Source organism: Xanthomonas arboricola pv. juglandis, from assembly GCF_905367715.1.
In the GTDB taxonomy this organism is placed as follows: domain Bacteria; phylum Pseudomonadota; class Gammaproteobacteria; order Xanthomonadales; family Xanthomonadaceae; genus Xanthomonas; species Xanthomonas arboricola.
In genome coordinates, this window is record NZ_HG999362.1 from 342482 (window position 1) to 368660 (window position 26179).

A 26179-nucleotide genomic window follows, 5' to 3' on the forward strand; every position below is an offset into this window, starting at 1 on the left:
CGCCGGTTGCGCCCACGCGCGCAACGACGGCCTTGCCATGCCCGGCGCGCGTGTCAATGCGCCCTTCCTTCCTCGTTGCATCCGTCGTATCCCTGCCAGGAGAACGCACCATGAGCAGCACACTGCAGACCGCCGAACAGATCCAGCAAGACTGGGCCAGCAACCCGCGCTGGGCCGGCATCACCCGCAACTACACCGCCGCCGACGTGGTGCGCTTGCGCGGCACCGTGCATGTCGAGCATTCGCTGGCGCGGCTGGGCGCGGACAAGTTGTGGAGCGCGTTGCACGCCACGCCGTTCGTTAATGCGCTGGGCGCGTTGACCGGCAACCAGGCGATGCAGCAGGTCAAGGCCGGGTTGAAGGCGATCTACCTATCCGGCTGGCAGGTCGCCGCCGATGCGAACCTGGCCGGGCAGATGTATCCGGACCAGTCGCTGTATCCGGCCGACTCGGTGCCGGCGGTGGTCAAGCGCATCAACAACACCTTGTTGCGTGCCGATCAACTGCATCACGCCGAAGGCAATGACGAGATCGACTTCCTGCAGCCGATTGTGGCCGATGCCGAAGCTGGCTTTGGCGGCGTGCTCAACGCCTTCGAGCTGATGAAGGCGATGATCGAAGCCGGCGCGGCCGGTGTGCACTTCGAGGATCAGCTGGCGTCGGTGAAGAAGTGCGGCCACATGGGCGGCAAGGTGCTGGTGCCTACCCGCGAGGCAATCGAAAAATTGAATGCCGCGCGTCTGGCGGCCGATGTGCTGGGTGTGCCCACGCTGCTGATCGCGCGCACCGATGCCGAGGCGGCCGATCTGATCACCAGCGATGTGGATGCCAACGACCAGCCGTTCACTACCGGGCAGCGCACCGTCGAAGGCTTCTTCAAGACCCGCAACGGGCTGGATCAGGCCATCAGCCGCGGGCTGGCCTACGCGCCGTACGCGGATCTGATCTGGTGCGAGACCGGCAAGCCAGATCTGGAATTTGCGCGCGCCTTTGCGCAAGCCATCCATGCCAGATTCCCCGGCAAATTGCTGGCCTACAACTGCTCGCCGAGCTTCAACTGGAAGAAGAACCTGGATGACGCCACCATCGCCAAATTCCAGACCGAGTTGGCGAGCTACGGCTATAAATTCCAGTTCATCACCCTGGCCGGCTTCCATGCCTTGAACTACGGCATGTTCAACCTGGCGCACGGCTACGCACGCCGCCAGATGAGCGCCTTCGTCGAGTTGCAGCAGGCCGAGTTTGCGGCGGCCGAGATGGGCTTTACCGCAGTCAAGCATCAGCGCGAGGTGGGCACCGGCTATTTCGACGCGGTGACGCAGGCGATCCAGCAGGGCCAGTCGTCCACCACCGCGCTGCGTGGCTCGACCGAGGAAGAGCAGTTTCACGGCGAAAAGGCCGCATAACCCAGCGCGCAGGCGCCGCGACCGCGTGCCGGCCGGCTGACGGGTGAAACGGAGCAGCGGGCTTCGCCCACCGCCAAGCCCCCGCTAGCACCGCAGAGCAACGCTGGGGGTGGTGGTGGCCTGTCGAAGAGGATGGCGGGCTCTGCCGGGAGCAGGGGAGAAGGGCTCGGGAAACCGAGCCCGATTTTTTTTGCCAATACCCGTCATTTCGTCTCAAGCTCAATGAGAGGGAGTGTGACCTGGTGCTGAACAAAACGCTCCTGTACGATGCTGAGGCAGGCCGGCGCTGCAGGTCGGTCTAAGGGATTTTGGGATGACGTGCCATAACACTGCCGGCGCAGTGGAGCCGACGGGGAGCGTTGCAAAGACGCTGTCGGACGGGCTGCATGCGCTCATGACTGCCGAAGAGCTGGGGTTTTTCGCCCGCTTTGGCCGCGCCCGCGAATTGGCCGCCGGCCAGGCGCTGTTCGAGCGCGGTGCAGTGGGCACGCAGATGTTCATCGTGGTCAGTGGCCAGATCGATCTGGATTTCGGCGAAGACCTGATGCTCAAGCACCTGGGCCCGGGCGAATTCTTCGGCGAACTTGGCCTGTTGATCGGCGACCATGCGCGCAGTGCCGGCGCCAGCGCATCCACCGACACCCGTTTGATCGAACTGGCGCACGAGGACTTCCAGCGCCTGGTCGATCACGACCCGTCGATGGTGGCGCATTTCCTGCGCCGCTCCATCGTGCGGGTGGTCAACAACGAGCAGCTGCTGATCCGCCAGTTGCGCCGGCGAAACCACGACCTGGAAGCGGCGCTGGACAACCTCTACGTCACCTCGCACCAGCTCAACCACACCGAAGAACTCAGCCGCACCGACGAACTCACCGGCCTGCACAACCGCCGCGGGCTCGCCCTGCATCTGCAGGAATGCCGGCGCGCCGGTCGCGTGCCCGGGGTGGGCCTGATCCTGATCGATTGCGACCGCTTCAAGCGCATCAACGACGAATTCGGCCATCTCGCTGGCGACCGCGTGCTGCAGAACGTCGCCCACGCGCTGCGTTCGGTGATCGCCGACGGTGACCTGGCCTGCCGGCTCGGCGGCGACGAATTCTGTGTGCTGGTCGCGCAGGGCACCCGGGAGCTGCTGCATCACATCGGCGAATGCATCGTGCGCGCAGTGGAAGCGCGGCTGTGGAACGGCCAGAGCGAGCAGGGCTGCTCGGTGAGCCTGGGCCTGTGCATGATCGATGCCGACGCGGCATGGAACGATTGGTACACGCTGGCCGACAGCGCGCTGTACGAAGCAAAGCGGCAAGGCGGCAATGTGCTGTGCATGCATGAAGCGCTGGGGTCGGGCAGCACGCAGCCACCCGGCAACGCAGCCACGTCGGACAAGCACTGAGCAATGAGCGCCCGCACCCACGCACGCAAGGATGCGTCGTCGGAAGCGATCCAGGCGCCGCGCTTGCGCACCTTGCTGCTGACCGACCTGTGCGACTCGACCGCGCTGGTCGAGCGCATCGGTGACAATGCCGCCGCCGCGCTATTTCGCGAGCACGATCGGTTGGTGGTCAAACTGCAGCAGCAGTGGCGCGGCCGGCTGATCGACCGCTCGGACGGATTGTTGCTGTTGTTCGATCGCCCCATCGACGGCCTGGGCTTTGCGTTGGATTACGCCCGCGGCCTCAAGGCGATGGGCGATGCGCGCGCGCTGACGCTATGCGCACGCCAGGGCCTGCACGTCGGCGAGGTGCTGACCTGGCGCAACAGCGACGAAGCGGTCAGCATCGGTGCCAAGCCGCTGGAAGTCGAAGGCCTGGCCAAGCCCACCGCCGCACGCCTGATGTCGATGGCGCGGCCCGGGCAGATCCTGTTGTCGGCGGTGGCCGAGTCGTTGACCCACCGCGCCGCACGCGAACTGGGCGACCGCGGCGAACGCATCCTGTGGAAATCCCACGGCCGCTGGCGCTTCAAGGGCGTGCCCACGCCGATGGAGATCTATGAGGTTGGCGAGATCGATGTCACGCCATTACGCGCGCCGAAACATTCGCCGAAGGCATGGCGAGATATTCCGCTGTGGCGGCGGCCGGCGGCATTAGTTGCAGAGTTGGGAGTCGTCCTCGGCATCAGTCTTGCTGTCTGGCTGTTTGCGCGCCCGCAGCCGGCGCTTGCGTTCGCCGAGCGGGATTGGGTAGTTGTGGGAACAGTACGCAACCTTACCGACGACGTCATGCTGGAAAGTTCGCTGGACCAGGCTTTCCGAATCAGTCTGGAGCAGTCGCGCTACGTCAATGTGCTGAGTGAGGACAGAACGCTCAAGCTGCTGGCGCTGATGCGTAAGGACCCTTACAAGGAGCCCTTGGATCGCAAGAACGCCTCAGATGTTGCACTTCGAAGTGGCGCGCGTGCGGTGTTGCTTCCTTCGGTTGGCTACGTTGGTGGACGCACGCGTTTCATTGTGGAAGTCGTTGACCCGAAGACACAGCAGACAGTAGCAGTAAGCACTGCTTTCGGTTCCAACCCTTCTATTCTTGCTGCTGTCGACAAGGTCACCGGCGAATTAAGAAATCAACTTGGCGAAAACCGCGAGAGCATCCGTAACAATAGCCCTGCTTTGCCGGATGTAACGACTTCCAGTCTGGACGCCCTACGTGCGTACGCGCTTGGCCAAAAGCGTTATGCGGAGGGGAAATATGCCGCTGCATTGGATTTCTTCCAGAAAGCAGTAGAGATAGATCCTCACTTCGCATTGGCTTGGCTGGGCCAAGTGCGTGCTTACTTTGCCAATGTCGATTACAGAAAGGCGACCGAGACACTCAGGGTCGCTGAAAAATTCAAATCCAGGCTTCCGCCGCGTGAGGCGCTTTACGTTAAAAGCTGGGGGGTGCAGATTCTTGACCCGGCGCAGGCAGCCGATTCCTGGGTCCAGATGGCAGAGCTGTATCCAGACTATGCTCCTGCTCAAGCCAATGCAGCAATGGATCTATTTGTTGCAAACCGGTTTACTGAGGCATTGCCTCATGCGCGTATGTCGACGCAGAGCAAATACGATCTCTCCAGCATATCGCTCGATATGCATGGGCGTATCCTGCTTGCTCTGGGGCAATACGATCAAGCCGATCATGCAGTGGCACAAGCAGTGACTGCGGGTTGGAATGGCGCGCTGCTCCGCCAGGCCGCCGTAGCCGCCGCCAAGCGTGATTTCTTCAGTGCGCGCAGTGCGCTTGCAAAAGTGGAGACAACCAATTTTCATGCCGGCATCACCCGGGCATCTGTCGCTCTGGACGAGGGTGATCTGCGTGGCGCAATCACGCACGCCCAAGCCGGTTTGAACGCGGGCCTGGCCAAGCGAGGGACTGACCGCATCAATTACTACGTTCCGCTGGCGACTGCATTGTTGGCGTCGGGGCAGCGCCTTAAAGCTGTAGAGGTAGCAAAAGAAGGTGCACAGCTAGCGCTGCACGACGTAAGCAAGGACGTGCCAATCGATACCATCGACAATCTTTCCACTGCCCTGGCAGCAGCATTGGTGATGGTGCGTGCGGGAGATGCGTCGAGTGCGGCGAAGGTTCGGGAACAGGTCAGAGCAGCGCCGCTGGTCTATGCCAACCGCCTGATCGTCGAACTGGGCGCGGTAGTGGATGCCGAAATCCTGTTGGCAAATCGGAGGCCGGACGATGCATTCCGCTCGCTCGCTCCCTATCTGGATTCAGCATCCCGCTTCCAGACACGGGCCACCGCAATGCGTGCGGCACGACTAGCGCAACGCAATGAAGATGCACGCATCCAAAATGACTGGATGCGGCAGCACCGGGGCCTGGCCTACGCAGAAATCGAGTGTGGATACTGCTTGCAGCCACTCAACGTAGTGGATCTGAAAGCCGCAGAAGCCTCCTGGATTGCGGAGGCGCAGGGCTGACCCTGCTACCGGTGTCGCGAATCCATCGAATTATTTGAGAGTCCTGTCGCCGTCATAGCCAGCATCCAGTTGGGGAACGATGTGGGATGTTCCTGACGTGAGCATGGTGTTGATTTGTGCACGGGCGCTCGCGATCACATGCTTGTCGGCAAGTTGGATGCTGCTTGCGCAATCGCGCACAAAGGCCTCAAGGTCGTCTTCAGGTGCGGCGGTGTGTCCGACCTGCTGTAACGCTGTCATGGTGTTTGAGACGAATAACGCGCGAAAGGTGTCGTCTGTGGAGAGCAGGTCGATCAATTTGCTTGCAACCGCAGGATCAAGCTTCAGCGTCGGCATCTTTGAATTCTTCAAGTGGGTGAAGTATCACTTAGCGGCGCTAGCGTTGTCGGCTTGAGGGCTATCATGCAACAGACTCAAGTTTGGGCTGCTGGGAGACGCTATAGCTACCTCAGGTACACCTGCGTGAGGTGCACTTCATTTCGCTGGAGAAGCTGATGCGGATCAGACGTTGTGCAGTTGTCCTGCTGGAGCCACGGGAAACCGTGTTCTATACGTTGGACAGTCTTTTGCAGGGTGGCAATGGGCTACAGCATGTCATGGAGTGGTTTGCGCTAGCGCCCCATCTCGATGCACCAGTAGCAGTGACGGAAGATCAGCGCCGGTTATTGGGTGAACTTAGTCCTTCGCATTGGACGGACCGATCGCATTTTGACCAGGAAACACTGGAGGGGTTGATTGACCAAGGCCTGGTGCTGGATGAGCGAGCACCAGATGCGTCCTTTGCCCAAAACGATGAACGCCTCAGGGAATCGCATTGGCATCCGCTCGCGGCCGTGCTGCATGCTTTTACGCGTTGGGATGGTGTGGATGCGGTCAAGAACACACGGGACTCTGGAACCGAAACGGCTGTGGCGATGCGTCGTGTCCTCGGCCCCGCACCTCCGGAGGTTCAACGGACCGTTGATAACGATGCATTGATCGGCTTGCCATCGATGCCCCGGAACGATTTCGACGACTTGCTGGGTCGCCGGGTCACATGCCGTAATTTTGACCGGAACAAAGCAGTTCCCTTTCAGATGTTCTCCCACATGCTGCAGCGGGTTTTTGCCGCACAGGCTCAGGTGAAGGTCGGCGACGATCTGGTCTTTTTGAAAAAAAACGTCCCATCCGGCGGCGGTTTGCATCCGATCGAGGCGTATATCCTGGTCAGGTGTGTGGAAGGGTTGCCGGCAGGCGTTTATCACTATCGTGCAGATGTTCACGCGCTCGAGCTTGTAGCAGGGGTTGAATGCTCGGATGATTTCGTCATGCAGGCTGTCGGGCAGCAGCACTGGTTTGCAGATGCACACGTACTGATTGCGCTGGTTCCGCGTTTCGATAGGACCTTCTGGAAATACCGGCAACACGCCAAAGGTTATCGTGTGGTCGCATTGGAGGCTGGTCACCTCTCGCAGACCCTCTACCTTGCGGCCACCGATCTTGGCCTGGGTGCATTCATCACCGGCGCTGTCAACGAGAAACATCTCGAACGCGCGTTGGGACTGGACCCGGTATCGCAAGGTGTTTTAGCTGTCTGTGGCTTTGGTTGGCGCGCACAGACCATGGTCACTACAGAGCTGGATCCAGCCGGTGCGATCTGGACTGGAGCAAGCGATTCCGATCAACTCAATCAGCAGTAGCTCCGTGTAGGAACACGCACGCTATTGAACCAGCCGTCTTATTTTGATTGAAGAGCTTTCAAGTCAAAGACCGGCGGCCAAGCCGCCGGTCCCGACAACACGTGCAGATGCAGTGCGACGCCAACGCATCCTCGGCGGATGGCGCCACGACTGCCCACCTACCGCCGAATCGCCTGCGTATGCGTCTTCAACGCATCGCTCAGACCGTTCACCTTGTCGGCGCCTTCCGGCACGGTGATGCTGGAGCCGGTCAGGTCGTCGCCGATCGGTTGCACGCGGCCGCCCAGGCACTGGCCCAGGAACCCTTCGGTCACCGCGTTGAAGGCCTTGCTGTTTTCCGGGCGGCGGAAGCCATGGCCTTCGTCGGGGAACAGCACGTAGGTGACCGGAATGTTCTTGGCCTTCATCGCGTTGACGATCTGGTCGCTCTCGGCCTGTTTGACGCGCGGGTCGTTGGCGCCCTGGCCGATCAGCAGCGGCTTGCTGATCTTGTCGACATGGCTGAGCGGGGAGCGTTCGGTCAGCCACTGCTTGCCGGCCTCGGTGGCCGGGTCGCCCATGCGTTTGGTCAGCTGCTTATAGAAGCTGGCCCAGTACGGCGGCACGGTGCCGAGCAAGGTGTTGAGGTTGGCCGGGCCGACGATGTCCACGCCGCACTTGAACGCGTCCGGGGTAAAGGTCAGGCCGACCAGCGTGGCGTAGCCGCCGTAGCTGCCGCCCATGATCGCCACGTCCTCGGGCCTGGTCACGCCTTGCTTGACCGCCCACTGCACGGCGTCGAGCAGGTCGTCATGCATCTTGCCGGCCCACTCGCCGTTGCCGGCGTTGGTGAAGGCCTTGCCGAAGCCGGTGGAGCCACGGAAATTCACCGCCAGCACCGCATAGCCGCGATTGGCCAGCAACTGCTCATACGGCCCGTAGCCATAGCTGTCGCGCGCCCACGGGCCACCATGCACGAACAGCACCAGTGGCACCGGCTTGTCGGCCTTGCCATCGTGATTGGCGTCAGCCTCAGAGGGCAGGGTGAGATAGCTGACCAGCTTGAGGCCGTCGCGCGCGGTCAGTTCCTGCGGCCACATCGGGACCAACGGTTTGCCGTCGAGCGCGGGGCGGGCGGAGAACAATTTGGTCAGCTTGCCGCCGTCTGCACGGTCGTAACGGTAGTAGCTCAGCGGTGTCTCTGCCGCCGAATACCCCACGATCCAGATGCGATCGTCGAGCGTGCGTGCGGCAACGCTGGCATCACCGCTGCCGAGTGACTTGAGCTTTTGCAGGTCGGCGGCAATGCCGGTGTCCAGCGCCTTCCATTCCTCGCGCAGATAGTCGGTGGACACGGCCTGCACCACGCCGGTCCTGGGGTCGTTCAAGGTGGGGCCGACATCGGTGCGCGGGTTTTCGAACAGCAGCGTGCGCGCATTGCTGGCGGTGTCGATGGCATACAGCGCCGCGGTGTCGCGATTGCGCGAATCCTGCATGTACAGCGTCTTGCCGTCGTCGGTCAGTCCATCGGGCGAAGTGTTGCTGACATCCTCGAACGGGATGCGGTCCACGCTCTTCCAGCGCTTGCCGTCCGGCACCAGCAGCTCTCTGCCCGCATCGTCGGTGGCGCGCGTGGCGTAGCGCAGCTGGTAGTTGCCATCGAGCAGATAGGAATCCAGGCTGTCGGTGTTCTGCTGCACCAGGCTGCGCTTGCCCGAGGCCAGGTCCACCCGATACAGGTCATGCCATTTGGGATCGCGGTCGTTCATGCCGACCATGATCGACTCGGGGTGCTGCGCGCTGACGCGATACACCTCGGCGTTGGTCTTCTTGAACGGGGTGAGGTCCTTGCTGCTGCCATCGCTCAGATTCACCGAGAACAGATGGAAGTCTTCGTCGCCGCCGTTGTCGCGCAGGTACAGCAGCGTGTTGGGTTGATAGGTCCAGAAATAAGTGCGGATGCCGCGTGCGGTGTCCTTGGTGATCGCGCGCGCCTGATCCGGTGCATCCACCGGGGCGACCCAGACATTGAGCACGCCCTGCAGCGGCGCGACCCAGCTGAGGTATTTGCCGTCCGGGCTGATGCTCACGTTCGCCCGTTCCGGGTTGCCGAACAGCGCATCGCGGGTGATCAGTTCGGGTGGCGCCGCAGGTGCTTGCGTAGCGGCCGGGGCTGGCGTGGCAGCCTTGTCGGTGGTGGGTGCGGCGTTGTCGCTGCAGGCAGACAGCGCGAGCAGCATGCTGGAAACAAGAAGCAGGCGTTGCATGGACGTCTCCGGTCTGGGGCGCGGCCACTCCAGCCGCTTTCCCCACGCTAGGGCCAAGGCCGGCCGTTGCGGACGTGCCGTTGGTCACGCCGGCAGGTGCCGCTACGCAGACGCGGACACAAATTCCACCAACGCGACCCCCTCGGCGACCAGCTCGCCCTCGGCCACCAGGTACGCCGCCACGGTGCCGTCGCCGGGCGCGTGCAAGGTGTGCTCCATCTTCATCGCTTCCAGCACCACCAGGGCCTGCCCGCGGGTGACCGACTGCCCCACCGGGGCGACCAGCGACACGATGCGGCCCGGCATCGGTGCGGTCAGGCCACCAGTGTCGTGCGCGGGCTGATCTGCTTCGGCCAGCGCGTCATGGTGGCGGAAGGTCGCCCGCTGCGTGGCATCGCGCAACGTCAGGGTGTCGCCGTCGCGCAGTGCCTGCATGCGCCATTGCCGGCCATCCATTTCCACGCGCAGCGCATCGCCCTTCAGGTGGTAGCGCAACGTGTGGGTATCGCCTGCAGTCGTGACCTGCCAGCCATCGCCAAGCGGGCGCACGCCGAACTGGCGGCGCTCGCCCGCGGCCTCCAGCGTCATGCTGCGCGCCGCATGCGCGCCGATGCGCCAGCCATCGGTGTGTTGCCATGGCGAAAACGGGTCGGCCGGATCGGCGGCGGCCTTCGGCAACGCGTCGGCATTCAACGCCGCTGCCACACACCACCAGGCATTGGCCGGACTGACCGCCTGGGGAAACAGCGCGGCCTGCTCGCGTTCGATCAGCGCGGTATCCAGATCGGCAGACGCAAACGACGCGGTGCCGATCAGGCGCGCAAGGAACGCGCTGTTGGTGGTGACGCCCACCGCATGGAATTGCGCCAGCGCCTCGCGCATGCGTGCCAGTGCAGCGGGGCGATCCACATCCCATACGATCAGCTTGGCGATCATCGGGTCGTAGTACGTGCTGATGCTGTCGCCTTGCTCCACCCCGGCATCGACGCGCACATGCGCACCGGCTGCGGGAAACTGCAGCTGCCGCAGCGTGCCGGTCGACGGCAGGAAGCCGCGGTCGGCATCTTCGGCATACAGGCGCGCTTCCAGCGCGTGGCCATGGATGCGCAAGTCCTGCTGCCGCAGTGGCAACGGCTCTCCCGCGGCGACATGCAATTGCCACTCAACCAGGTCGGTGCCGGTGATCAACTCGGTGACCGGGTGCTCGACCTGCAGCCGGGTGTTCATTTCCATGAAATAGAAATCGCCATCCGGGCCGGCGATGAACTCCACCGTGCCGGCACCGACATAACCCACAGCGCGCGCGGCATCCACGGCGGCCTTGCCCATGGCGGCGCGGCGTTGTTCGCTCATGCCGGGAGCAGGCGCCTCTTCCAGCACTTTCTGATGCCGGCGCTGCACCGAACAATCGCGTTCGAACAGATAGACGACCTCGCCCCGGGTATCACCAAACACCTGGATCTCGATATGGCGCGGCCGCTCGACGTATTTTTCCACCAGCACCTGCGCATTGCCGAACGCCGATTGCGCCTCGCGCTGGCAGCTGGCCAAGGCCTCTTCGAAGGCCGCGCTGGCATCCACCCGGCGCATGCCCTTGCCGCCACCGCCGGCGCTGGCCTTGATCAGCACCGGATAGCCGATCGCATCGGCCTGCGCGCGCAGGAAGGCCGGCGCCTGTTCGTCGCCGTGGTAGCCCGGCGTCAGCGGCACGCCGGCGCGTTGCATCAGCGCCTTGGCCGCACTCTTGTCGCCCATGGCGCGGATGGCTGCCGCTGGTGGGCCGATGAACACGATGCCGGCCTGCGCACAGGCATCGGCAAACGCCGCGTTTTCCGACAGGAAGCCGTAGCCCGGATGGATCGCCTGCGCACCGCTTGCGCGTGCCGCCTCCAGGATCGCATCGCCACGCAGATAACTCTGCTGCGCCGGTGCGGCGCCGATATGGATCGCCTCATCGGCCAGCCGCACATGCCGCGCATCGCGATCGGCATCCGAATACACCGCCACGGTCGCGATGCCGAGCTTGCTACAGGTGGCGATGACCCGGCACGCGATCTCGCCGCGATTGGCGATCAGGATCTTGTCGAAATAGGGCGGTCTTGCTGCGGTGGTGAGTTCGCGCTGGGTCATGACGAAGTTCTCTGCACGCCGCCATGCTGGCGGGCGCTGCGATGGAAAGACGGTTGCATGGATTGCGCGACACGCCGTGCGATGGCAGCTGACGCCGCTGCGCCCCAGCGCGATGCGCTGCTCGACGCAGACAACGCACGCGCCCTCATGCAATGCTCCAGACGACACGCAATACCTTGCTCGCAGGTGCGTGTGCACCGCCAGACAGCCAAGAGCAGCACCTGCAAACGGACATCACCACCTCACATCCGGAACACGCCAAAGCGTGTCGTCTCGATCGGTGCATTCAATGCGGCCGACAGTCCCAGCCCCAGCACGCGACGGGTATCGGCCGGGTCGATGATGCCGTCGTCCCACAGGCGTGCGCTGGCGTAATACGGATGCCCCTGCTGCTCGAACTGCGCACGGATCGGCGCCTTGAACGCAGCTTCCTCTTCGTCCGACCAGGCGCCACCCTTGGCTTCGATACCGTCGCGGCGCACGGTGGCCAAGACGCTGGCGGCCTGCTCGCCGCCCATCACGCCGATGCGCGCATTCGGCCACATCCACAGGAAGTTCGGCGAGTACGCGCGGCCGCACATGCCGTAGTTGCCGGCACCGAACGAGCCGCCGATCACCACGGTGAACTTGGGCACCTTGGCGCAGGCCACCGCCATCACCAGCTTGGCCCCGTCCTTGGCGATGCCGCCATGTTCGTATTTACGCCCGACCATGAAGCCGGTGATGTTCTGCAGGAACACCAGCGGAATGCCGCGTTGCGTGCACAGTTCGATGAAGTGCGCGCCCTTGAGCGCGGACTCGGAAAACAGGATGCCGTTGTTGGCGATGATGCCCACCGGGTAGCCATGCAGGTGTGCAAAGCCGGTGACCAGGGTGCTGCCGTAGCGCGGCTTGAATTCGTCCAGCTGCGAGTCGTCGACGATGCGAGCGATCACTTCGCGCACATCGAAGGGCTTGCGCGTATCGGCGGGAATCACGCCATACAGTTCGTCGGCAGCGTAGCGCGGCGGCAGCGGTGCCTGCAGTGCCAGCGATGCAGGCGGCTTGCGCCAGTTGAGCTGCGCGATGATGGCGCGCACGCGTGCCAGGGCCTGCAGGTCGTTGTCGGCAAAGTGGTCGGCCACGCCGGAGATGCGCGTATGCACATCCGCACCGCCGAGGTCTTCGGCACTGACTTCTTCGCCGGTGGCCGCCTTGACCAGTGGTGGGCCGCCGAGAAAGATCGTGCCTTGCTCGCGCACGATCACCGTTTCATCGCTCATCGCCGGCACGTAGGCGCCGCCGGCGGTGCACGAGCCCATCACGCAGGCGATCTGCGGGATGCCGTTGGCCGAGAGGTTGGCCTGGTTGTAGAAGATGCGCCCGAAGTGATCGCGGTCGGGAAACACTTCATCCTGCAGCGGCAGGAACGCACCGCCGGAATCGACCAGGTAGATGCACGGCAAGCGGTTCTGCTGCGCGATTTCCTGCGCGCGCAGATGCTTCTTCACCGTCATCGGGTAATAGGTGCCGCCCTTGACGGTGGCATCGTTGGCCACGATCACGCACTCCACCCCGGACACGCGCCCGATGCCGGCCACCACACCGGCGCATGGCACCTGATCGTCGTACATGCCGTGCGCGGCCAATGGCGCGATTTCCAGCAAGGCGCTGCCCGGATCCAGCAAGGCATCGATGCGCTCGCGCACCAGCAACTTGCCGCGTGCGCTGTGCTTGGCACGCGCAGCCTCACTGCCGCCCAACGCGGTCTGCGCCAGCGTGCGGCGCAGATCCTCGACCACGGTGCGCATCGCAGCAGCGTTTTGTTGGAAGCTCTCGCCGCTGACCTGCAGCTGGCTGGTGATCGCGCTCATGGTGGCTCCGTCAGGCGGTGTGTTCGAACAGCTCGCGGCCGATCAGCATGCGTCGGATCTCCGAGGTGCCCGCGCCGATTTCGTACAGCTTGGCATCACGCCACAGGCGCCCGGTGGGGTAGTCGTTGATGTAGCCGTTGCCGCCCAGCACCTGGATCGCCTGGCCGGTGAGCCAGGTGGCTTTTTCGGCGGCGTAGAGAATCGCGCCGGCCGCATCCTGGCGCGTGGTCAGCCCGGCATCGCAGGCGCGCGCCACCGCATAGACGTACGCGCGGCAGGCGTTGAGCCCGACGTACATGTCGGCCAGCTTGGCCTGCATCAACTGGAAGGTGCCGATCGGCGCGCCGAACTGCTTGCGCTCGTGCACGTACGGCAGCACCACGTCCATCGCCGCTGCCATCAAGCCCAACGGGCCACCGGCCAGCACCACACGTTCGAAATCCAGCCCGGACATCAGCACGCGCACGCCGCCGTTGAGCGTGCCCAGCACGTTTTCGGCCGGCACTTCGCAATCGGTGAACACCAGCTCGCAGGTGTTGGAGCCGCGCATGCCCAGCTTGTCGAGTTTCTGCGCGGTGGAGAATCCCGGCATGCCCTTCTCGACGATGAAGGCGGTGATGCCGCGTGCGCCGGCATCCGGGTCGGTCTTGGCGTACACCACCAGTACATCGGCGTCCGGGCCGTTGGTGATCCACATCTTGCTGCCGTTGAGCACATAGCGGTCGCCGCGCGCATCGGCGCGCAGCTTCATCGACACCACATCCGAGCCGGAGCCGGCCTCGCTCATCGCCAGCGCGCCGACATGCTCGCCGGTGCACAGTCTGGGCAGGTAACGCTGCTTCTGTTCCGGTGTGGCGTTCTTGCGCAGCTGGTTGAGGCACAGGTTGGAATGCGCGCCGTACGACAGGCCGATGGCCCCGCCGGCCCGCGAGATTTCTTCCATCGCCACCACATGCGCCAGGTAGCCCATGCCGCTGCCGCCGTACTCTTCTTCCACGGTCAGCCCGAGCAGGCCCTGCTCGCCGAACAGGCGCCACAGCTGGGCAGGGAAGACATTGTCCTGGTCGGCCGTAGCGGCGAGCGGGGCAATATGGTGGCTGGCGAAGGCTGCCACGCTTTCGCGCAGCAGATCGATGTCTTCGCCAAGCGCAAAATTCAGGGACGGCACGTGCATGGAGCGACTCCGCAGGGATCGGGATGTGCCGGGTGGGAGCGGGCAGGCCGCACGGCGTTTGTGCGCAGCCTAGCGGTCCGCAATGAAAAAGTGAACTAAAATTCAACTATTGAACCCAGAATCACACCATGGCTTATCGACGCTCCGCCCTGATGGAAGAACGCCTGGCCGGCAATCGCGAACGCATCCTGCACGCGGCCCGCGCCCTGATCGCCGAAGGCGGCTACCGCAATGCGCCGGTGACCGCCGTTGCCGCTGCCGCCGGCGTGTCCACCGGGCAGATTTATCGACACTTCCCGTCCAAGGCCGAGCTTTTCGTGGAAGTTCTCAACGCGGCAGTGCAGCGCGAGATGACCATCCTGCGCGCCATCACCACCACCCAGGCCAGCGCTGCCGAGCGCCTGCGCAATGCGATCGCCACCTTTGTGCGGCGCGCGTTGGCCGGCCCGGCGTTGGCGTACGCCTTCATCGCCGAGCCGGTGGAAAGCGAGGTGGATGCCGAGCGCATCCGTGGCCGACGCCTGTTTGGCGAAGTGTTCCGTCAGTTGCTCGCCGAAGGCGTGTCGGCTGGCGAGTTCCCGCCGCAATCGCTGGACGCGGCGGCGGCCTGCATCGTCGGCGCCTTCACCGAGGCGCTGGTGGGACCGATCGCTCCCAGTCGCGGCGACCCGCAGCAGGGCGAGCAATTGGTCGAGGCGATCTGCGGGTTCTGCCTGCGCGCGGTCGGCGCGCGCCAGCCGACGGGCTGACAGTGCACTGACTGAGCGTCCAGCTGGGCTGTATGGATGCTTCTGACTGTGCATATACTGTGCACCCGTCCTGCTGGAGTCGTGCGATGGTCGCCGTTCTCAATCCCCTGGCCCTGACCGAACGCCTGCGCGTACCGGATCGCACCATCCTGTCGCCCTCGGCCATGGCCGGCCTGCTGGATCTGTCGCAGCAGGAGCTGGCCGAGCTGGCCGGTGTGCATCGCAACAGCCTGCGCGTGCATCCGGAAAGCCCGCGCGTGCAGGACCTGCTACGCAACCTGTCGCGCCTGCTGGTGGCGATGACGCAGCTCCAGCCGGACGAACGCCAGGTGGTGTTCCACCTCAAGAACACCCCGATCCCCGCGTTCGAATTCGCCACCTTGCTGGAAGTGGTCAAACAGGGCCGTACCGACGATGCGTTGACCTATCTGCGCACCGTCGCCTCGGGGGCCGCCGGTTGAAGCTGAGCGCCCCGGCGCACTGCACGCTGTATCGCGCCTTCACCCCGCGCTGGGCCGCCGAACCGCTGAGCGGCGCCGGTGCGGCACGCTCGGGCGGGCGTTTCAATCGTTTTGGGCAGCCGGCGCTGTATCTATCGCTGCAGCTGGAAACCGCTGCTGCCGAATACGCGCAGTCCGCGCTGTTCCTGCCGCCATTGACCCTGGTCAGTTACGCCGCCGAGCTGCCGGCGTTGGCCGATCTGCGCCTGCTCGATGCAAGCTGGGATCCGCTCTGGGCCGATTGGACCGAGGACTGGCGCAAGGCCCTGGTCAACAAGATCGAACCGGTGAGCTGGGTGCTCGGCGACATGCTGCGCGAGGCGGAGATCCCTGGCGTGATCTTTCCCAGCATGGCGTTGCCGGAGGGCATCAACGTGGTGCTGTTTCTGGACATGCTGCAGCCCGAACAGGTGTTGCGCGTGCTCGACGATGGCCGCCTGCCGCGCGACGGGCGTAGTTGGGGCGATCCGCCGATCGAGGCGTAGCGACGTCCTTCAACCCAGCAACAGCTGCAGCGCACCCGCCAGCACCGGCGCGGCCACAGCTGTGGGCAGAATCAACCCACGCCGATACGGCAGCAGCCACAGCGACAGCAGCGCGGCAGCGCCGGTCAATGTGCCCAGCCACAACACCGGGCCGATGCCCCAGCCTTGCGCGTGTACCGCCATGCCGAAGGTGAGCAGCAACAGCAACCAACCCAGCACGCGCAGTTGCCGCGAACGCGCGGCGCCCAGCGTGCGGCCACGCACTTCCTGCTGATGCTTGTCCATCGCCAGGCACAGCGCGGCGAATCCGGAAAAATTCAGCGCCAGCAACAGCCACACGCTCATGCGCTCTCCTGCATCGGCACGCTGCCTTGCGCAGGCGCGGCGGCAGTGGCGCGCGCGCGTCGTGCCGATGCCGGTTGCGGCGCCTTCCAGTGTTGCAGGCGCCATCCCGCGATCCCGAGGGACACGCCAAGGAACAGGCAGACCAGATCGACCCCGGCCAGCGTCCATTGCCCGGCCGGCAACGTCACGCCCAGATGCACATCGGTGGTGATCGCATTGACCACCGGCACCAACGCGAACAAGGCCGCACCCAGATACAGCTGCCAGCTCCACATCGCGCGCCGAGGCCACACGAACGCGGCCAGCAATGCGGTGGCCCATGCGACGAAGAACAGATTGGCCTCCATCGCCGCGCGCCCCTCCAGGCCCACCGGCAACAAGCGGTTGGCCCAGAAGAAACTGGCAAAGGCGATCGGCAGGCCGGCGACCGTGCCGATGTTGAGCGCATCCACCAACCGCAGCCCGAAGCCGATGCGCCCGGCCTTCAGGTGTTTGGGGCGTTCCTTCACTGCCCACATCACCACGCCGCTGGCCACCATCAGGCAACCGAGCAAGCCGGAGCCGAAGAACAGCGCGCGCATCCACGGCCCGGCGAAGTGGGCGATATGCAGGCCCACCATCACCCCACGCGTCTGGCTGGCACCGCCCGGCGGCCCGCTACGCTGCAGGCGCTGTCCATTGATTGCATCGAACAGGATGGACGGCGCATCGGTGGAGAGGTTGCCAGCGCGCTGGGTGACGCCGACCGCCGCATGCGCGTCGTTGGGAAGCGACACCGCCACATTGCCAACCTCACCGCCGCGCCAGTCGCTGCGCGCACGCGCCACGAATTGTTCCAGCGGCAGCATGCGCGCCGGCGTGCCAGAGGCGCTTCGCGTATCGGCGACCCGGTTGGCGGACTCTTCGTAGAAACGCATTTCGTTGTCGGGGTACTGCGCCTTGATGCCCCACGGCAGGTACATGAACATCAAGGTCACGATACCGGTGTAGGTGATCATCGCGTGGTACGGCAACGCGGTCACCGCGCTGACATTGTGGAAATCCAGCCACGAGCGCAGGCCCTTGCCCGGGCGAAAGGTGAAGAAATCCTTGAAGATCTTCTTGTGCGTGATCACGCCGCTGATGATCGCCACCAGCATGAACATCGCGCAGAAACCGACGATATAGCGCGACCACATCACAGGCAGATAATGCAGATCGAAATGCAGCCGGTAGAAGAATTCGCCGCCCAGGGTGTCGCGTGCGGCGATCTCCTTGCCGGTGGCCGGGTCGATGATGGCGTTGCCGTACATCTCGCGGCGGCTGGCCGGTTTGCCATCGGCTGGCGCAGGGTTTTGCCAGTACATGCTGACTACCGGATTGCGCGTGTCCGGCAAGGTGATGTTCCAGCTCTGCGCATCGGCTGCATGCGTCTGCAGATACTGCTCGGCACTACGCAGCGCGGTTGCGTTGCTCACCGTGGTGGTGGGCAATTCCGGGCGCATCCAGCGGCTGATTTCGTCGCGGTAATAACTCGCCGTGCCGCCCATGAAGATCAACAGCAGCACCCAGCCGACCAGCAGACCGGTCCAGGTGTGCAGCCACGCCATCGACTGGCGGAATCCCTGCTTCATGCCACGCCCCGTTGCAGCCATGCGGCCAGTGCGAACATCAGCGCCGCCGGTACCGCGATGCCGGCCCAGGCGCGCCACACGCTGGCGGTGGCGAAGGCCCATAGCGGCGCGCAGGCGCACACCACGATGCCGACCAGCATGCTGGTCAACACCGCCTCGCTGCGTGGCATCGGTAGGACCAGCGCCAGCAGCAGATTGGTGGCGCTGGCGAGTGCATAGCCGCCAAACATCGCCGCCAGCGTGCGCCCAAGCACGCCCAGCCAGGGACGCCTGAACCAGGGAAGCGGCAGGGACGGTGCGGTGGACATCGGATCAGCCAGGCGTGTGGCCGACTTACTCGGCCAGGAAGGTCAACGTGCTGATGTGATGGATCATCGACACCTGCTTGCCGGCGATCTCACGCTTCACCGGCTCCTTGTTGGTGGCGACCAGGATGTGCCGGCCGGCGTGCAGCTTGGGCAGGGTCACCTGGCCCTTGGCGTCGGAGGTCAGCGTCTTCTGCCACTTCTGCGGGTCGATCACCGTCACCTCAACCTTGGGCAGCGGCTTGTTGCGATAGAGCACGGTCAGCGTGCTGCTGTCGGCGGCGGTGGGCACCAGTTCGAAATCGAGCTTGGCCGAGGGCGTGGCGCGCCCGGCGCGTGCGTAGTAGCTCACGGTCTCGAAGCCGCCGGCCTCGCCCTTCCACGGCTCGAACACGCTGTCATCGCTCAGCCAGGCATCGCCGGTGCCGGACAACGGCGCGGTGAGGAACTCGCTGCCGCGCTGCAGGGCGCCAGCCTTGCCGGCGCTGCCGAACACAGTCGGCTTGACCACCCGCTTGATCTCGTCCTCGCCGTGATCCAGGGCCTCCTGCGCCGGCTCGCCGAAGTAGATGCGCACCGGGCCGCTGCCGTCGCGCTCGATCCAGATCTCGTGGGCCTGGGCTGACAGACTGATGCTGGCCAAGGCCAGGCAGGACAGCAGGAAGGACTTCATCGCGGCGACTCCTCGTAAGCGGGACCGGGCGAGGCGAGAACCGCGTCACCGTGGATTGATGGGAATGATACGCAATTCCCTCAAGCGAGACCAATGTCCCATGCGGCATTGCGGCAATTCATCGGGCTGCGCAGACCGGCGTGCCTGCAAGACCCATAGCGCGCCAGGGCGCAGCGCACACCGCTGCAATCACTGTCATGCACAGTGGCCAGACGGGCGCGAACTGTGCTCTATACTCCGGCGCTAGCAGAGGTCTTCGACCAACAGCCAGGGGTGAGCGCGTGCGGAATTACGACCTCGAGTTCCTGAAGAAATTCTCGATGGTGATCGGACTACTGGTGGTGATCACCCTGGGCCTGATTGCCCTGGCAGCCTATTTGCAACGCGCCATTCCCGACGAAGTCTCGCCCACCGCGGCCAAGCGCGTGCAGCAACGCATCGCTCCGGCCGGCGCGGTCTATGCCGGCACCACTGGCGCGTCCGCACAGGCCGCAGCCCAGGCGGCAGCGCTGGCCAAGGCCGCCTCGCAGTCTGCCTACGGCGGCAGCACCGATGGCAAGACCATCTTCGACAACCTGTGCACCGCCTGCCACACCACCGGCGTGGGCAAGGCGCCGACGCTGGACCACGCGCATTGGGACGCGCGCATCGCCCAAGGCAAGGACACCTTGTACAAGCATGCGATCGAGGGCTACACCGGCCCGGATGGCGGCATCATGCCGCCCAAGGGCGGCAACCCGGCGTTGACCGAAGAACAGGTGCGGGCCACGGTCGACTGGATGCTGAGCAATCTGAAGTAAGCGCCTGCAGCAGTAGCAAGCGTTCGCAACAAGCGACTGACACAAGCGGTCGGGGTGCGGCCAAGTTGCAGCGCCTGCCGTGCGCGGGTGCGTCGACCGGTCAATCGTGAGGCTTGCGCGCGCTGGAGCACGCTTTGCTTTCGTAGGGCGGCAGCCATTGCGCGAGCATTTGCACTCGCTGCACGACGTGCTTGCAAGCTGACGTCAGCCTTGGTCACCCACGCCAGTGCAATTGCTTCGGGGAATGCCCGCAACTGCCGGCACCTGCAGATCGACCACGCTACCCACGCAGCAGCTGGTCGCCACTCGCAACGTTTTGCTAGCCTGTCGCGGTTCTCGCGCGCCGCCTTCGGGGCGGCGCTTGCATGTGGTCTACGTCTTTCTGGAGTGTGTCGATGTCGCGTTGCTCGCTGGTTGTGCTCGGTGTGATCGGTCTGTTGGCGCCACTGCTGGGCAGCGCCGCCGAGGGCGCGCCGCAACGTCTGTCGATCGCCGACGTGCAGGGCGAAGACACCCGTAGCCCCTATGACGGCCGTGTGGTCGACGTGGAGGGCATCGTCACCGCCGATACGCGTACCGGCCTGGCCGGGCTGTTCGTGCAGCAGCCCGGCTTCGAGCCGCGGCGCTCGCACGGTCTGTTCGTCACCGGTGCCGGCGATGCCGAAGTGGCGGTGGGTGACCGCGTGCGCGTCGTCGGCACCGTGCGCGAGGTGTCGGCAGGCGGCGAGGCGAGCCTGACCACGGTGGATGCCAGCAGCATCGAGCGACTCGCCAGCGGCCAGCCGGTGCCGGTGCGCATGCTCAGCGGGCCGCCGGCCAACTGGGAAGCGCTGGAGGGCGAGCACGTGCGCATCGCTGCGCTGACGCTCAATGGCAGCGATCGTCTGGACACCTATGGCGAGTTGATCGCCGCGTTCGGCGGGCGCTTGTGGCAGCCCAGCGAAGTGGCCGCCGCCGGCACCCCGGCCTTCGCGCAGGTGCAGGCCGACAACGCCCGTCGCCAGGTGTTGCTGGACGACGCGCGCAATGGCCGCAGCCCCAAGACGGTGGCCTATCTGCCGGTCGATCCGGTGCTGCGCAGTGGCAGCCTGCTCAAGTCGGTCGACGGCATCGTCGACCAGCGCTACGACGGCAACTACCGCATCCAGGTGCTGAGTCCGTTGACGCTGCCGGCCATGCCGACCGCGGTGGCGCCGCAGGTTGGCGGTGACCTACGTATCGCCTCGTTCAATCTGGAGAACTTCTTCAACGGCAATGGCCGCGGTGGCGGCTTTCCGACCAAGCGCGGTGCGCGCACGCACGAGCAGTTCCAGGCGCAGCTGACCAAGCTGGTGTCCACCATCGTGCCGTTGCGCGCCGATGTGGCCGCGTTGATGGAGCTGGAAAACGACGGCAATGGCGCCGATGCGGCGGTGGCGCAACTGGTCGCCGCGCTCAACGCGACCGACAAGGACAAGGACTGGCAGTTCGTCGACACCGGCAGCGGCCCGGGCGATGACGCGATCCGGGTCGGCATCGTGTACCGCAGTTCGCAGGTCACGCCGGTCGGCAAGCCGGCCACGCTGACCGGCGGGCCGTTCGACAGCCACAGCCGGGTGCCGCTGGCGCAGGCGTTTCGCAGCACCCGCGGGGCAACCTTCGTGGTGGTCGCCAATCACTTCAAGTCCAAGGGCTGCGGCAGCGCCAGCGGCGCCGATGCCGACCAGCGCGACGGCCAGGCCTGCTGGAACGCCACCCGCACCGAATCGGCCAAGCGCCTGCACCAGTGGCTGCAGACCGACCCCACCGGCGCGCAGACCAAGCTGGCCGTATTGCTGGGCGATTTCAACGCCTACGCGATGGAAACGCCGATGCGCAGCCTGCGCGCCAGCGGCTGGCAGGACGCCTTTGCGGTGGCCGGCGTGAAGCAGCCCTATAGCTACGTCTACGATGGCATGAGCGGGCGGCTGGACCACGCCCTGCTCAGCCCGGCGATGGCCAGGCAACTGCGCGGCGCGGTGGAATGGCATGTCAATGCCGATGTCATGGACGATGCCGGTTATGCCAAGCGCAACCTGCCCGGCCCGTGGCGCAGTTCCGACCACGACCCGGTGCTGCTGGGTTTTTCGCTGTAGCGCGCTAGCTGGCGCACGTTCCGCCACGGCGGCGCAGCCGCAGGTTGAGCAGGTGCGTGCTGGCCAGCAGCAGGCTGCCGGTCACCGTGATCGGGGTTTCCCAGCTGCCGCCGGCAAGCCCGCTGGCGCCCAGCACCAGGTCGCTCAGGCCGAAGACCGCCAGCGCCCACACCGGCGCGGGCAGCGCATGCCGGCGATGGCTGCTCCACAGCGCGTAGCCGCTCAGCGGCACGGCAGCCGTGGCGAACACCACATGCACCCATTCGGCCTGACTCCAGGCACCCAGCAGCGGCAGTGCAGCGGCCAGCAATGGCAGCGCCAGGCAGTGCAGCAGGCACAGGCTGGATAAGGCGATGGCCGAGTTGTCCAGCACGGAAGCGGTAACGCGCATCGGGGGGTGTCCTGTCGAGCGAATGTTATATAGTAACACTTCACTCCAGCCAGGCTCTCAGGATGTCCCTGTCCCCCAAGCGCGATTCACGCCTCCCCGTCACCGTGTTGTCCGGCTTTCTCGGCGCCGGCAAGACCACCTTGCTCAACCGCATCCTGCATAACCGCGACGGCCTGCGCGTGGCGGTGATCGTCAACGACATGAGCGAGGTCAACATCGACGCGCAGCTGCTGCGCGAGGGCGGCGCGGCCTTGCGACGCACCGAAGAGACGCTGGTGGAATTCAGCAACGGCTGCATCTGCTGCACGTTGCGCGACGATTTGCTGCAGGAGGTGCGCAAGCTTGCCGAACAGAGGCGCTACGACTATCTGTTGATTGAATCGACCGGCATCGCCGAGCCGATGCCGGTGGCGGCCACCTTTGCGGTGCGCGATGCCGACGGCTTCAGCCTGGCCGACATCGCCCGGCTCGACACCATGGTGACGGTGGTGGACGGCAGCCGCTTCCTGCAGGACTTCGGCTCGGCCGCCACGCTGGCCGAACTCGGCCAGCAGGCCGGCCCGGACGATAGCCGCGGGCTGGTGCAGTTGCTGGGCGAACAGGTGGAATTTGCCGACGTGCTGGTGATCAGCAAGTGCGATCAGATCGATGCACAGCAGCTGCAACGCCTGCGTGCGGTGTTGCGTGCGCTCAATCGCGAGGCGGCGATCGTGGACGCGGTGCATGGCGAGGTGCCGCTGCGCCAGTTGCTCGACACCGGCCGCTTCGATTTCACCCGTGCGCAGCTGGCGCCGGGCTGGATGCAGGAACTGCGCGGCCAGCACACGCCGGAAACCGAGGAATACGGCATCAGCAGCTTCGTCTATCGTGCACGCCGGCCGTTTCATCCGCAGCGTTTTGCGCGCATGGTGCAAGGCGGGCTGCCGCAGGTGATTCGCAGCAAGGGATTTTTCTGGCTGGCCAGCCGCATGGATTGGGTCGGCGAATTGTCCAGCGTGGGTGGCGCGACCCAGACCAACGCAGCGGGCTTCTGGTTTGCCGCACGCCACCGCGTGGATGCGCATGCCATCGGCGAGCCACTGCAGACCAGCATCACGCCATTGCCGTATACCGATATCGGCTGGCAGCGTCAGCAGACGCAATGCTGGACCGCGCCGCTGCCGCAACTGCACGAGGTTGGCGATGCCAGCGAATACGCCGCGATGCAGCGGCTCTGGCACCCGCTATGGGGCGACCGTCGCCAGGAGCTGGCGGTGATCGGCGTGGACATGGACGCGCCGCGCACGCGCGCTGCGCTGGATGCCTGCCTGCTCAGCGATCACGAACTGCGCCAGGGCCCGGCGCAATGGCAACTGCTGGACGATCCGTTTCCGCACTGGCAGCGTTGATGGTGGATTGCATCACGCTGTCGACATCCGTTCGCCTGGTACCGGATGCAATCGGAAGCGGGCTTGTATCCTTCAGTGCGGCGTGCGGATGCGCCGCACTGAGCGGCGTCGCATGCCCTACCTGTGGCTGCGCGCGGCGTGCACGTGCAAGCTGCGCTGCCAGGATCTTCAGTAGTAGCCGTTGTCGATTGCCTCTTGATGGGCATCTCTTTCTTTTTCGAGCGACTGTCGACGCTGTTCGGCGGTGGTGGGGATGCCGGACATCAGGCACGGCGCTCCCAACCTTTCCAGCTGGTCGTCGGTGCTTCTGACGATCTGTTCCAACGCAAGCATGTTCTGGTAGCCCTGCATCATGCGTTGCAGGCGCCGTATCTGGTCCTTGGGTGCGTCGCCTTGCTTCAATGACTCCAGGCGCCGCTGCGCGCGTGCGTAGTTTCTGGCCAGGGCGGCTCTGTCGACGGATTTACGCCGTGCCTTGAGCACTTCGCGCCGGTTGTGCTGCATGGCGTCCATCTGCACCATGGCCAGGCCGCTGCTCGTGGTGCGCGGTGCGCGGATGTCTTCCATCGGTGCCAGTGCGACCAGCAGTGCCTCGAGCTGACTATCGCGGACCTCGTTGCGCCACGCGATCAGGGCCGCCCGTGTCTTGAGCAGGTGTTGCTCCTGTGGAGTTGCCTCGCGGTCCTCCATGAACAGCTGCTTTTGAATATCGCTGCACTGCCTGGTGATCTCTTCCAGTTGCAGATCCAGGCGGCGCAACGAGGGCTGCCGTCCGGGCTGGGGACGTGGGGAGGGCGGCGACGATTGTGTGGGCGTGATCGGTACCGGGGGCGATGCCGGCTTGCCGTGCTGCGGCGGCTGGCACTCGTCACGGCGCATTCTTTCGGGAATGGGCGGTTGCATTCTCCGATCGACGGGACGTTGCGGCCCGTGCAGTTGCTGCGCAGGCGCTGGCTTGAGCGGAACCGACATCGACTGTCTTTTGGGCGGGGTCTGTTGCGGTTGCGGTCGCTGCGCCCGCTCATGATCCGTTGCGTTGGGCACCGGTGGCTGCCGACGCTGATCGACGCGGGCCTGCGTTCCGTGCAGTTGCTGTGTGCGACCGGGCGTCACGGCTGCCGTGTGCGCAGGTGGGCTTTCCACTGTTTCAAGCGTTGGAGAAGAGCCCATGCACGTCAACGGCAACTGCTTGCGTAACGATGCCAGCGATTTACGCGCCGAGGCGAGCATGCTGCGATGGGATTTCGACGCGCCCTGTGCTGTTGTTGACTTGGGAGCCTGAGAGAGCGGGTGCTGCGACGATGCGGCTGGAATCAACGGCGTCGTCTTGGTCGGATTGGCGCCATGCGGTTCCGGGGCGACGCGATGACGGCTGTTAAACAACTGACTCAGGCGCATCACACACTCCCGTGGGTCGTCTGCACGCATGATAGCCAGCGCTGCATCCCCCTCAAGGCGAGTTGCGAACCGGCGTCGCGCCGGCCGAATGCCGCCATCAGCCTAGCCGCATGCCCCAGGCGATCGCTGCGATTGCCGGCGCCGCCAGCAACAGCCCCACCCAGCCGCGTCGGCCGATGCGTTCGCCGAACCCCAGCTTGCCGACGAGCGCTCCCAGGATGACCACGCCCAGGTTCATGCTGGCAAAGACGGTGGCCGGGCTGTGTGGCAGCAGTTGATGGGCGCGCACGTAGCACAGGATGTTGGCGAAATTAAGCGCGCCCAGCAGCACGCCGGCGAGCAGGTTGCGAAAGCTCAGGCGCGCGACACCGCCCCGGCGAACGACTTGCAGGCCAAGCATCAGCACACCTGCCAGCGCAAAGCACAGCGTCAACGACGTCAGCGACGGCGTACCGGCTTGTGCGATGTGCTTGAGCAACAGATCGATCAGGGCAAAGCCCAACCACACGCCTGCCAGCCATGGCCAGCCGATCGAGGCCGGCGCTGAATCCGCACCGGCGGCCTGACGTGGCCGTTGCAGGATGCAGACGATGGCCAGCAGACCCAGACCCAGTCCCGCCAGCTTCCAGGCATTGACCGGTTCACCGAAGAGCGTAAACGCCGCCGCCAGCGAGAGCAGGAGTGACAGGCGTTGGGCAATGTCGGTACGGACGATGCCGGCGGTGGCGACCGCGCGTGCCAGCAGCATGAAGATCGACGGCAGCGCCACCGCCAATGCAAACAGTGCTAGCCAGGGCGTGGTCGGCGCGCGCAGCGTGTCCAGTGACGGATGCAGGGTCAGCCACGCCAGCAGCGCGGCGGTGGCGTAATTCCAGGTGATCGCCTGCGCAGCGTCCAGGCGATAGCGCGGCAGCAGCTTGAGAACCACCGACACCAGGACACTGCAAACGACGGCAAACAGCAGAAAATGCATGGGCAACGCAACGAAGTGTGCAGGCAGGGCGATGAACGCGGCCGGCGGGG

22 protein-coding genes are annotated in these 26179 nt (G+C 64.9%); 10 read left to right on the plus strand and 12 right to left on the minus strand.

From position 1 onward, the window contains the following. Nucleotides 1–110: 110 nt before the first annotated feature. The 3 genes from aceA to KHN93_RS01405 all read left to right on the plus strand — a co-directional run bounded on the left by aceA (nucleotide 111) and on the right by KHN93_RS01405 (nucleotide 5313). Nucleotides 111–1406 (plus strand): isocitrate lyase, encoded by a 1296-nt coding sequence (gene aceA / locus KHN93_RS01395; protein WP_211921651.1) that lies wholly within the window; start codon nucleotides 111–113, stop codon nucleotides 1404–1406. A 313-nt stretch (nucleotides 1407–1719) separates the two neighbouring features. Then, entirely contained in the window at nucleotides 1720–2796 is a 1077-nt protein-coding gene (locus tag KHN93_RS01400; RefSeq protein ID WP_211921653.1) for a GGDEF domain-containing protein, read from the plus strand. A 3-nt stretch (nucleotides 2797–2799) separates the two neighbouring features. Continuing rightward, the gene (locus KHN93_RS01405) at nucleotides 2800–5313 is read left to right on the plus strand and encodes a putative peptide modification system cyclase (protein WP_104561068.1); all 2514 of its coding nucleotides are present in this window, start codon (nucleotides 2800–2802) and stop codon (nucleotides 5311–5313) included. A gap of 30 nt (nucleotides 5314–5343) precedes the next feature. Here the strand turns inward: KHN93_RS01405 and KHN93_RS01410 are convergent, their stop codons facing one another. Beyond that, nucleotides 5344–5649 (minus strand): NHLP-related RiPP peptide, encoded by a 306-nt coding sequence (locus KHN93_RS01410; protein WP_039529008.1) that lies wholly within the window; start codon nucleotides 5647–5649, stop codon nucleotides 5344–5346. A 158-nt stretch (nucleotides 5650–5807) separates the two neighbouring features. On the opposite strand from KHN93_RS01410, the gene KHN93_RS01415 reads away from it, so the two are divergent. Continuing rightward, on the plus strand, nucleotides 5808–6992 hold the full coding sequence (locus KHN93_RS01415; RefSeq protein WP_081400588.1) for a putative peptide maturation dehydrogenase: 1185 nt from the start codon (nucleotides 5808–5810) through the stop codon (nucleotides 6990–6992). A gap of 158 nt (nucleotides 6993–7150) precedes the next feature. On the opposite strand, the gene KHN93_RS01420 is transcribed toward KHN93_RS01415, so the two are convergent. The 4 genes from KHN93_RS01420 to KHN93_RS01435 all read right to left on the minus strand — a co-directional run bounded on the left by KHN93_RS01420 (nucleotide 7151) and on the right by KHN93_RS01435 (nucleotide 14395). Beyond that, nucleotides 7151–9238, minus strand: a complete 2088-nt coding sequence (locus KHN93_RS01420) for a S9 family peptidase (RefSeq protein ID WP_211921655.1) — start codon at nucleotides 9236–9238, stop codon at nucleotides 7151–7153. A 102-nt stretch (nucleotides 9239–9340) separates the two neighbouring features. Next, nucleotides 9341–11368 (minus strand): acetyl/propionyl/methylcrotonyl-CoA carboxylase subunit alpha, encoded by a 2028-nt coding sequence (locus KHN93_RS01425; protein WP_211921657.1) that lies wholly within the window; start codon nucleotides 11366–11368, stop codon nucleotides 9341–9343. Between the two features lie 242 nt (nucleotides 11369–11610). Next, nucleotides 11611–13221: a carboxyl transferase domain-containing protein gene (locus KHN93_RS01430; protein ID WP_211921659.1), complete on the minus strand. Its 1611-nt coding sequence runs from the start codon at nucleotides 13219–13221 to the stop codon at nucleotides 11611–11613. Between the two features lie 10 nt (nucleotides 13222–13231). Further along, on the minus strand, nucleotides 13232–14395 hold the full coding sequence (locus tag KHN93_RS01435) for an isovaleryl-CoA dehydrogenase (RefSeq protein ID WP_211921661.1): 1164 nt from the start codon (nucleotides 14393–14395) through the stop codon (nucleotides 13232–13234). Between the two features lie 128 nt (nucleotides 14396–14523). On the opposite strand from KHN93_RS01435, the gene KHN93_RS01440 reads away from it, so the two are divergent. The 3 genes from KHN93_RS01440 to KHN93_RS01450 all read left to right on the plus strand — a co-directional run bounded on the left by KHN93_RS01440 (nucleotide 14524) and on the right by KHN93_RS01450 (nucleotide 16129). Next, nucleotides 14524–15144, plus strand: a complete 621-nt coding sequence (locus KHN93_RS01440) for a TetR/AcrR family transcriptional regulator (protein ID WP_211921663.1) — start codon at nucleotides 14524–14526, stop codon at nucleotides 15142–15144. An 86-nt stretch (nucleotides 15145–15230) separates the two neighbouring features. After that, on the plus strand, nucleotides 15231–15605 hold the full coding sequence (locus tag KHN93_RS01445) for a hypothetical protein (RefSeq protein WP_016902050.1): 375 nt from the start codon (nucleotides 15231–15233) through the stop codon (nucleotides 15603–15605). Further along, complete coding sequence (locus KHN93_RS01450) at nucleotides 15602–16129, plus strand: RES family NAD+ phosphorylase (protein ID WP_211921665.1); 528 nt, start codon at nucleotides 15602–15604, stop codon at nucleotides 16127–16129. Before KHN93_RS01445 ends, KHN93_RS01450 begins: the two co-directional genes overlap by 4 nt. A gap of 9 nt (nucleotides 16130–16138) precedes the next feature. On the opposite strand, the gene KHN93_RS01455 is transcribed toward KHN93_RS01450, so the two are convergent. From KHN93_RS01455 to KHN93_RS01470, 4 genes are read right to left on the minus strand one after another with little or no spacing between them, the layout of a single operon-like run. Continuing rightward, complete coding sequence (locus KHN93_RS01455; protein WP_104554611.1) at nucleotides 16139–16474, minus strand: DUF3325 domain-containing protein; 336 nt, start codon at nucleotides 16472–16474, stop codon at nucleotides 16139–16141. Continuing rightward, entirely contained in the window at nucleotides 16471–18087 is a 1617-nt protein-coding gene (locus KHN93_RS01460; protein WP_211921684.1) for a PepSY-associated TM helix domain-containing protein, read from the minus strand. The genes KHN93_RS01455 and KHN93_RS01460 overlap by 4 nt, the downstream gene beginning before the upstream one ends. After that, nucleotides 18084–18395, minus strand: coding sequence for a DUF3649 domain-containing protein (locus KHN93_RS01465; protein WP_024939006.1), 312 nt, complete (start codon nucleotides 18393–18395; stop codon nucleotides 18084–18086). The genes KHN93_RS01460 and KHN93_RS01465 overlap by 4 nt, the downstream gene beginning before the upstream one ends. A 25-nt stretch (nucleotides 18396–18420) precedes the next feature. Then, nucleotides 18421–19065, minus strand: a complete 645-nt coding sequence (locus KHN93_RS01470; RefSeq protein WP_211921686.1) for a DUF4198 domain-containing protein — start codon at nucleotides 19063–19065, stop codon at nucleotides 18421–18423. Between the two features lie 281 nt (nucleotides 19066–19346). Between KHN93_RS01470 and KHN93_RS01475 the strand changes: the two genes are divergently transcribed. Then, the gene (locus KHN93_RS01475; protein WP_016902056.1) at nucleotides 19347–19865 is read left to right on the plus strand and encodes a c-type cytochrome; all 519 of its coding nucleotides are present in this window, start codon (nucleotides 19347–19349) and stop codon (nucleotides 19863–19865) included. A gap of 395 nt (nucleotides 19866–20260) precedes the next feature. After that, complete coding sequence (locus KHN93_RS01480) at nucleotides 20261–21979, plus strand: ExeM/NucH family extracellular endonuclease (protein WP_211921689.1); 1719 nt, start codon at nucleotides 20261–20263, stop codon at nucleotides 21977–21979. 4 nt (nucleotides 21980–21983) lie between these two features. Here KHN93_RS01480 and KHN93_RS01485 read toward each other — a convergent pair whose 3' ends face one another. After that, nucleotides 21984–22370: a MerC domain-containing protein gene (locus KHN93_RS01485; protein WP_211921691.1), complete on the minus strand. Its 387-nt coding sequence runs from the start codon at nucleotides 22368–22370 to the stop codon at nucleotides 21984–21986. Nucleotides 22371–22432: 62 nt separating this feature from the next. Here KHN93_RS01485 and KHN93_RS01490 point away from each other — a divergent pair, with 62 nt between their 5' ends. Further along, nucleotides 22433–23758, plus strand: a complete 1326-nt coding sequence (locus tag KHN93_RS01490; RefSeq protein WP_211921693.1) for a GTP-binding protein — start codon at nucleotides 22433–22435, stop codon at nucleotides 23756–23758. Nucleotides 23759–23926: 168 nt separating this feature from the next. Here KHN93_RS01490 and xopR read toward each other — a convergent pair whose 3' ends face one another. Beyond that, entirely contained in the window at nucleotides 23927–25156 is a 1230-nt protein-coding gene (gene xopR / locus KHN93_RS21500) for a type III secretion system effector protein XopR (RefSeq protein WP_244812259.1), read from the minus strand. Between the two features lie 97 nt (nucleotides 25157–25253). Beyond that, nucleotides 25254–26129 carry an EamA family transporter gene (locus KHN93_RS01500; protein WP_211921695.1) on the minus strand — a complete coding sequence of 292 codons (876 nt, stop codon included), beginning with the start codon at nucleotides 26127–26129 and terminating at the stop codon, nucleotides 25254–25256. Nucleotides 26130–26179 lie beyond the last annotated feature (50 nt).

Excerpts from the sequence above, each read along its gene's own strand:
- aceA (WP_211921651.1), top strand. The coding sequence starts at position 111 with ATGAGCAGCACACTGCAGACCGCCGAACAGATCCAGCAAGACTGGGCC.
- KHN93_RS01400 (WP_211921653.1), top strand. The coding sequence starts at position 1,720 with ATGACGTGCCATAACACTGCCGGCGCAGTGGAGCCGACGGGGAGCGTT.
- KHN93_RS01405 (WP_104561068.1), top strand. The coding sequence starts at position 2,800 with ATGAGCGCCCGCACCCACGCACGCAAGGATGCGTCGTCGGAAGCGATC.
- KHN93_RS01410 (WP_039529008.1), bottom strand. The coding sequence starts at position 5,649 with ATGCCGACGCTGAAGCTTGATCCTGCGGTTGCAAGCAAATTGATCGAC.
- KHN93_RS01415 (WP_081400588.1), top strand. The coding sequence starts at position 5,808 with ATGCGGATCAGACGTTGTGCAGTTGTCCTGCTGGAGCCACGGGAAACC.
- KHN93_RS01420 (WP_211921655.1), bottom strand. The coding sequence starts at position 9,238 with ATGCAACGCCTGCTTCTTGTTTCCAGCATGCTGCTCGCGCTGTCTGCC.
- KHN93_RS01425 (WP_211921657.1), bottom strand. The coding sequence starts at position 11,368 with ATGACCCAGCGCGAACTCACCACCGCAGCAAGACCGCCCTATTTCGAC.
- KHN93_RS01430 (WP_211921659.1), bottom strand. The coding sequence starts at position 13,221 with ATGAGCGCGATCACCAGCCAGCTGCAGGTCAGCGGCGAGAGCTTCCAA.
- KHN93_RS01435 (WP_211921661.1), bottom strand. The coding sequence starts at position 14,395 with ATGCACGTGCCGTCCCTGAATTTTGCGCTTGGCGAAGACATCGATCTG.
- KHN93_RS01440 (WP_211921663.1), top strand. The coding sequence starts at position 14,524 with ATGGCTTATCGACGCTCCGCCCTGATGGAAGAACGCCTGGCCGGCAAT.
- KHN93_RS01445 (WP_016902050.1), top strand. The coding sequence starts at position 15,231 with ATGGTCGCCGTTCTCAATCCCCTGGCCCTGACCGAACGCCTGCGCGTA.
- KHN93_RS01455 (WP_104554611.1), bottom strand. The coding sequence starts at position 16,474 with ATGAGCGTGTGGCTGTTGCTGGCGCTGAATTTTTCCGGATTCGCCGCG.
- KHN93_RS01460 (WP_211921684.1), bottom strand. The coding sequence starts at position 18,087 with ATGAAGCAGGGATTCCGCCAGTCGATGGCGTGGCTGCACACCTGGACC.
- KHN93_RS01465 (WP_024939006.1), bottom strand. The coding sequence starts at position 18,395 with ATGTCCACCGCACCGTCCCTGCCGCTTCCCTGGTTCAGGCGTCCCTGG.
- KHN93_RS01470 (WP_211921686.1), bottom strand. The coding sequence starts at position 19,065 with ATGAAGTCCTTCCTGCTGTCCTGCCTGGCCTTGGCCAGCATCAGTCTG.
- KHN93_RS01480 (WP_211921689.1), top strand. The coding sequence starts at position 20,261 with ATGTCGCGTTGCTCGCTGGTTGTGCTCGGTGTGATCGGTCTGTTGGCG.
- KHN93_RS01485 (WP_211921691.1), bottom strand. The coding sequence starts at position 22,370 with ATGCGCGTTACCGCTTCCGTGCTGGACAACTCGGCCATCGCCTTATCC.
- KHN93_RS01490 (WP_211921693.1), top strand. The coding sequence starts at position 22,433 with ATGTCCCTGTCCCCCAAGCGCGATTCACGCCTCCCCGTCACCGTGTTG.
- xopR (WP_244812259.1), bottom strand. The coding sequence starts at position 25,156 with ATGCGCCTGAGTCAGTTGTTTAACAGCCGTCATCGCGTCGCCCCGGAA.
- KHN93_RS01500 (WP_211921695.1), bottom strand. The coding sequence starts at position 26,129 with ATGCATTTTCTGCTGTTTGCCGTCGTTTGCAGTGTCCTGGTGTCGGTG.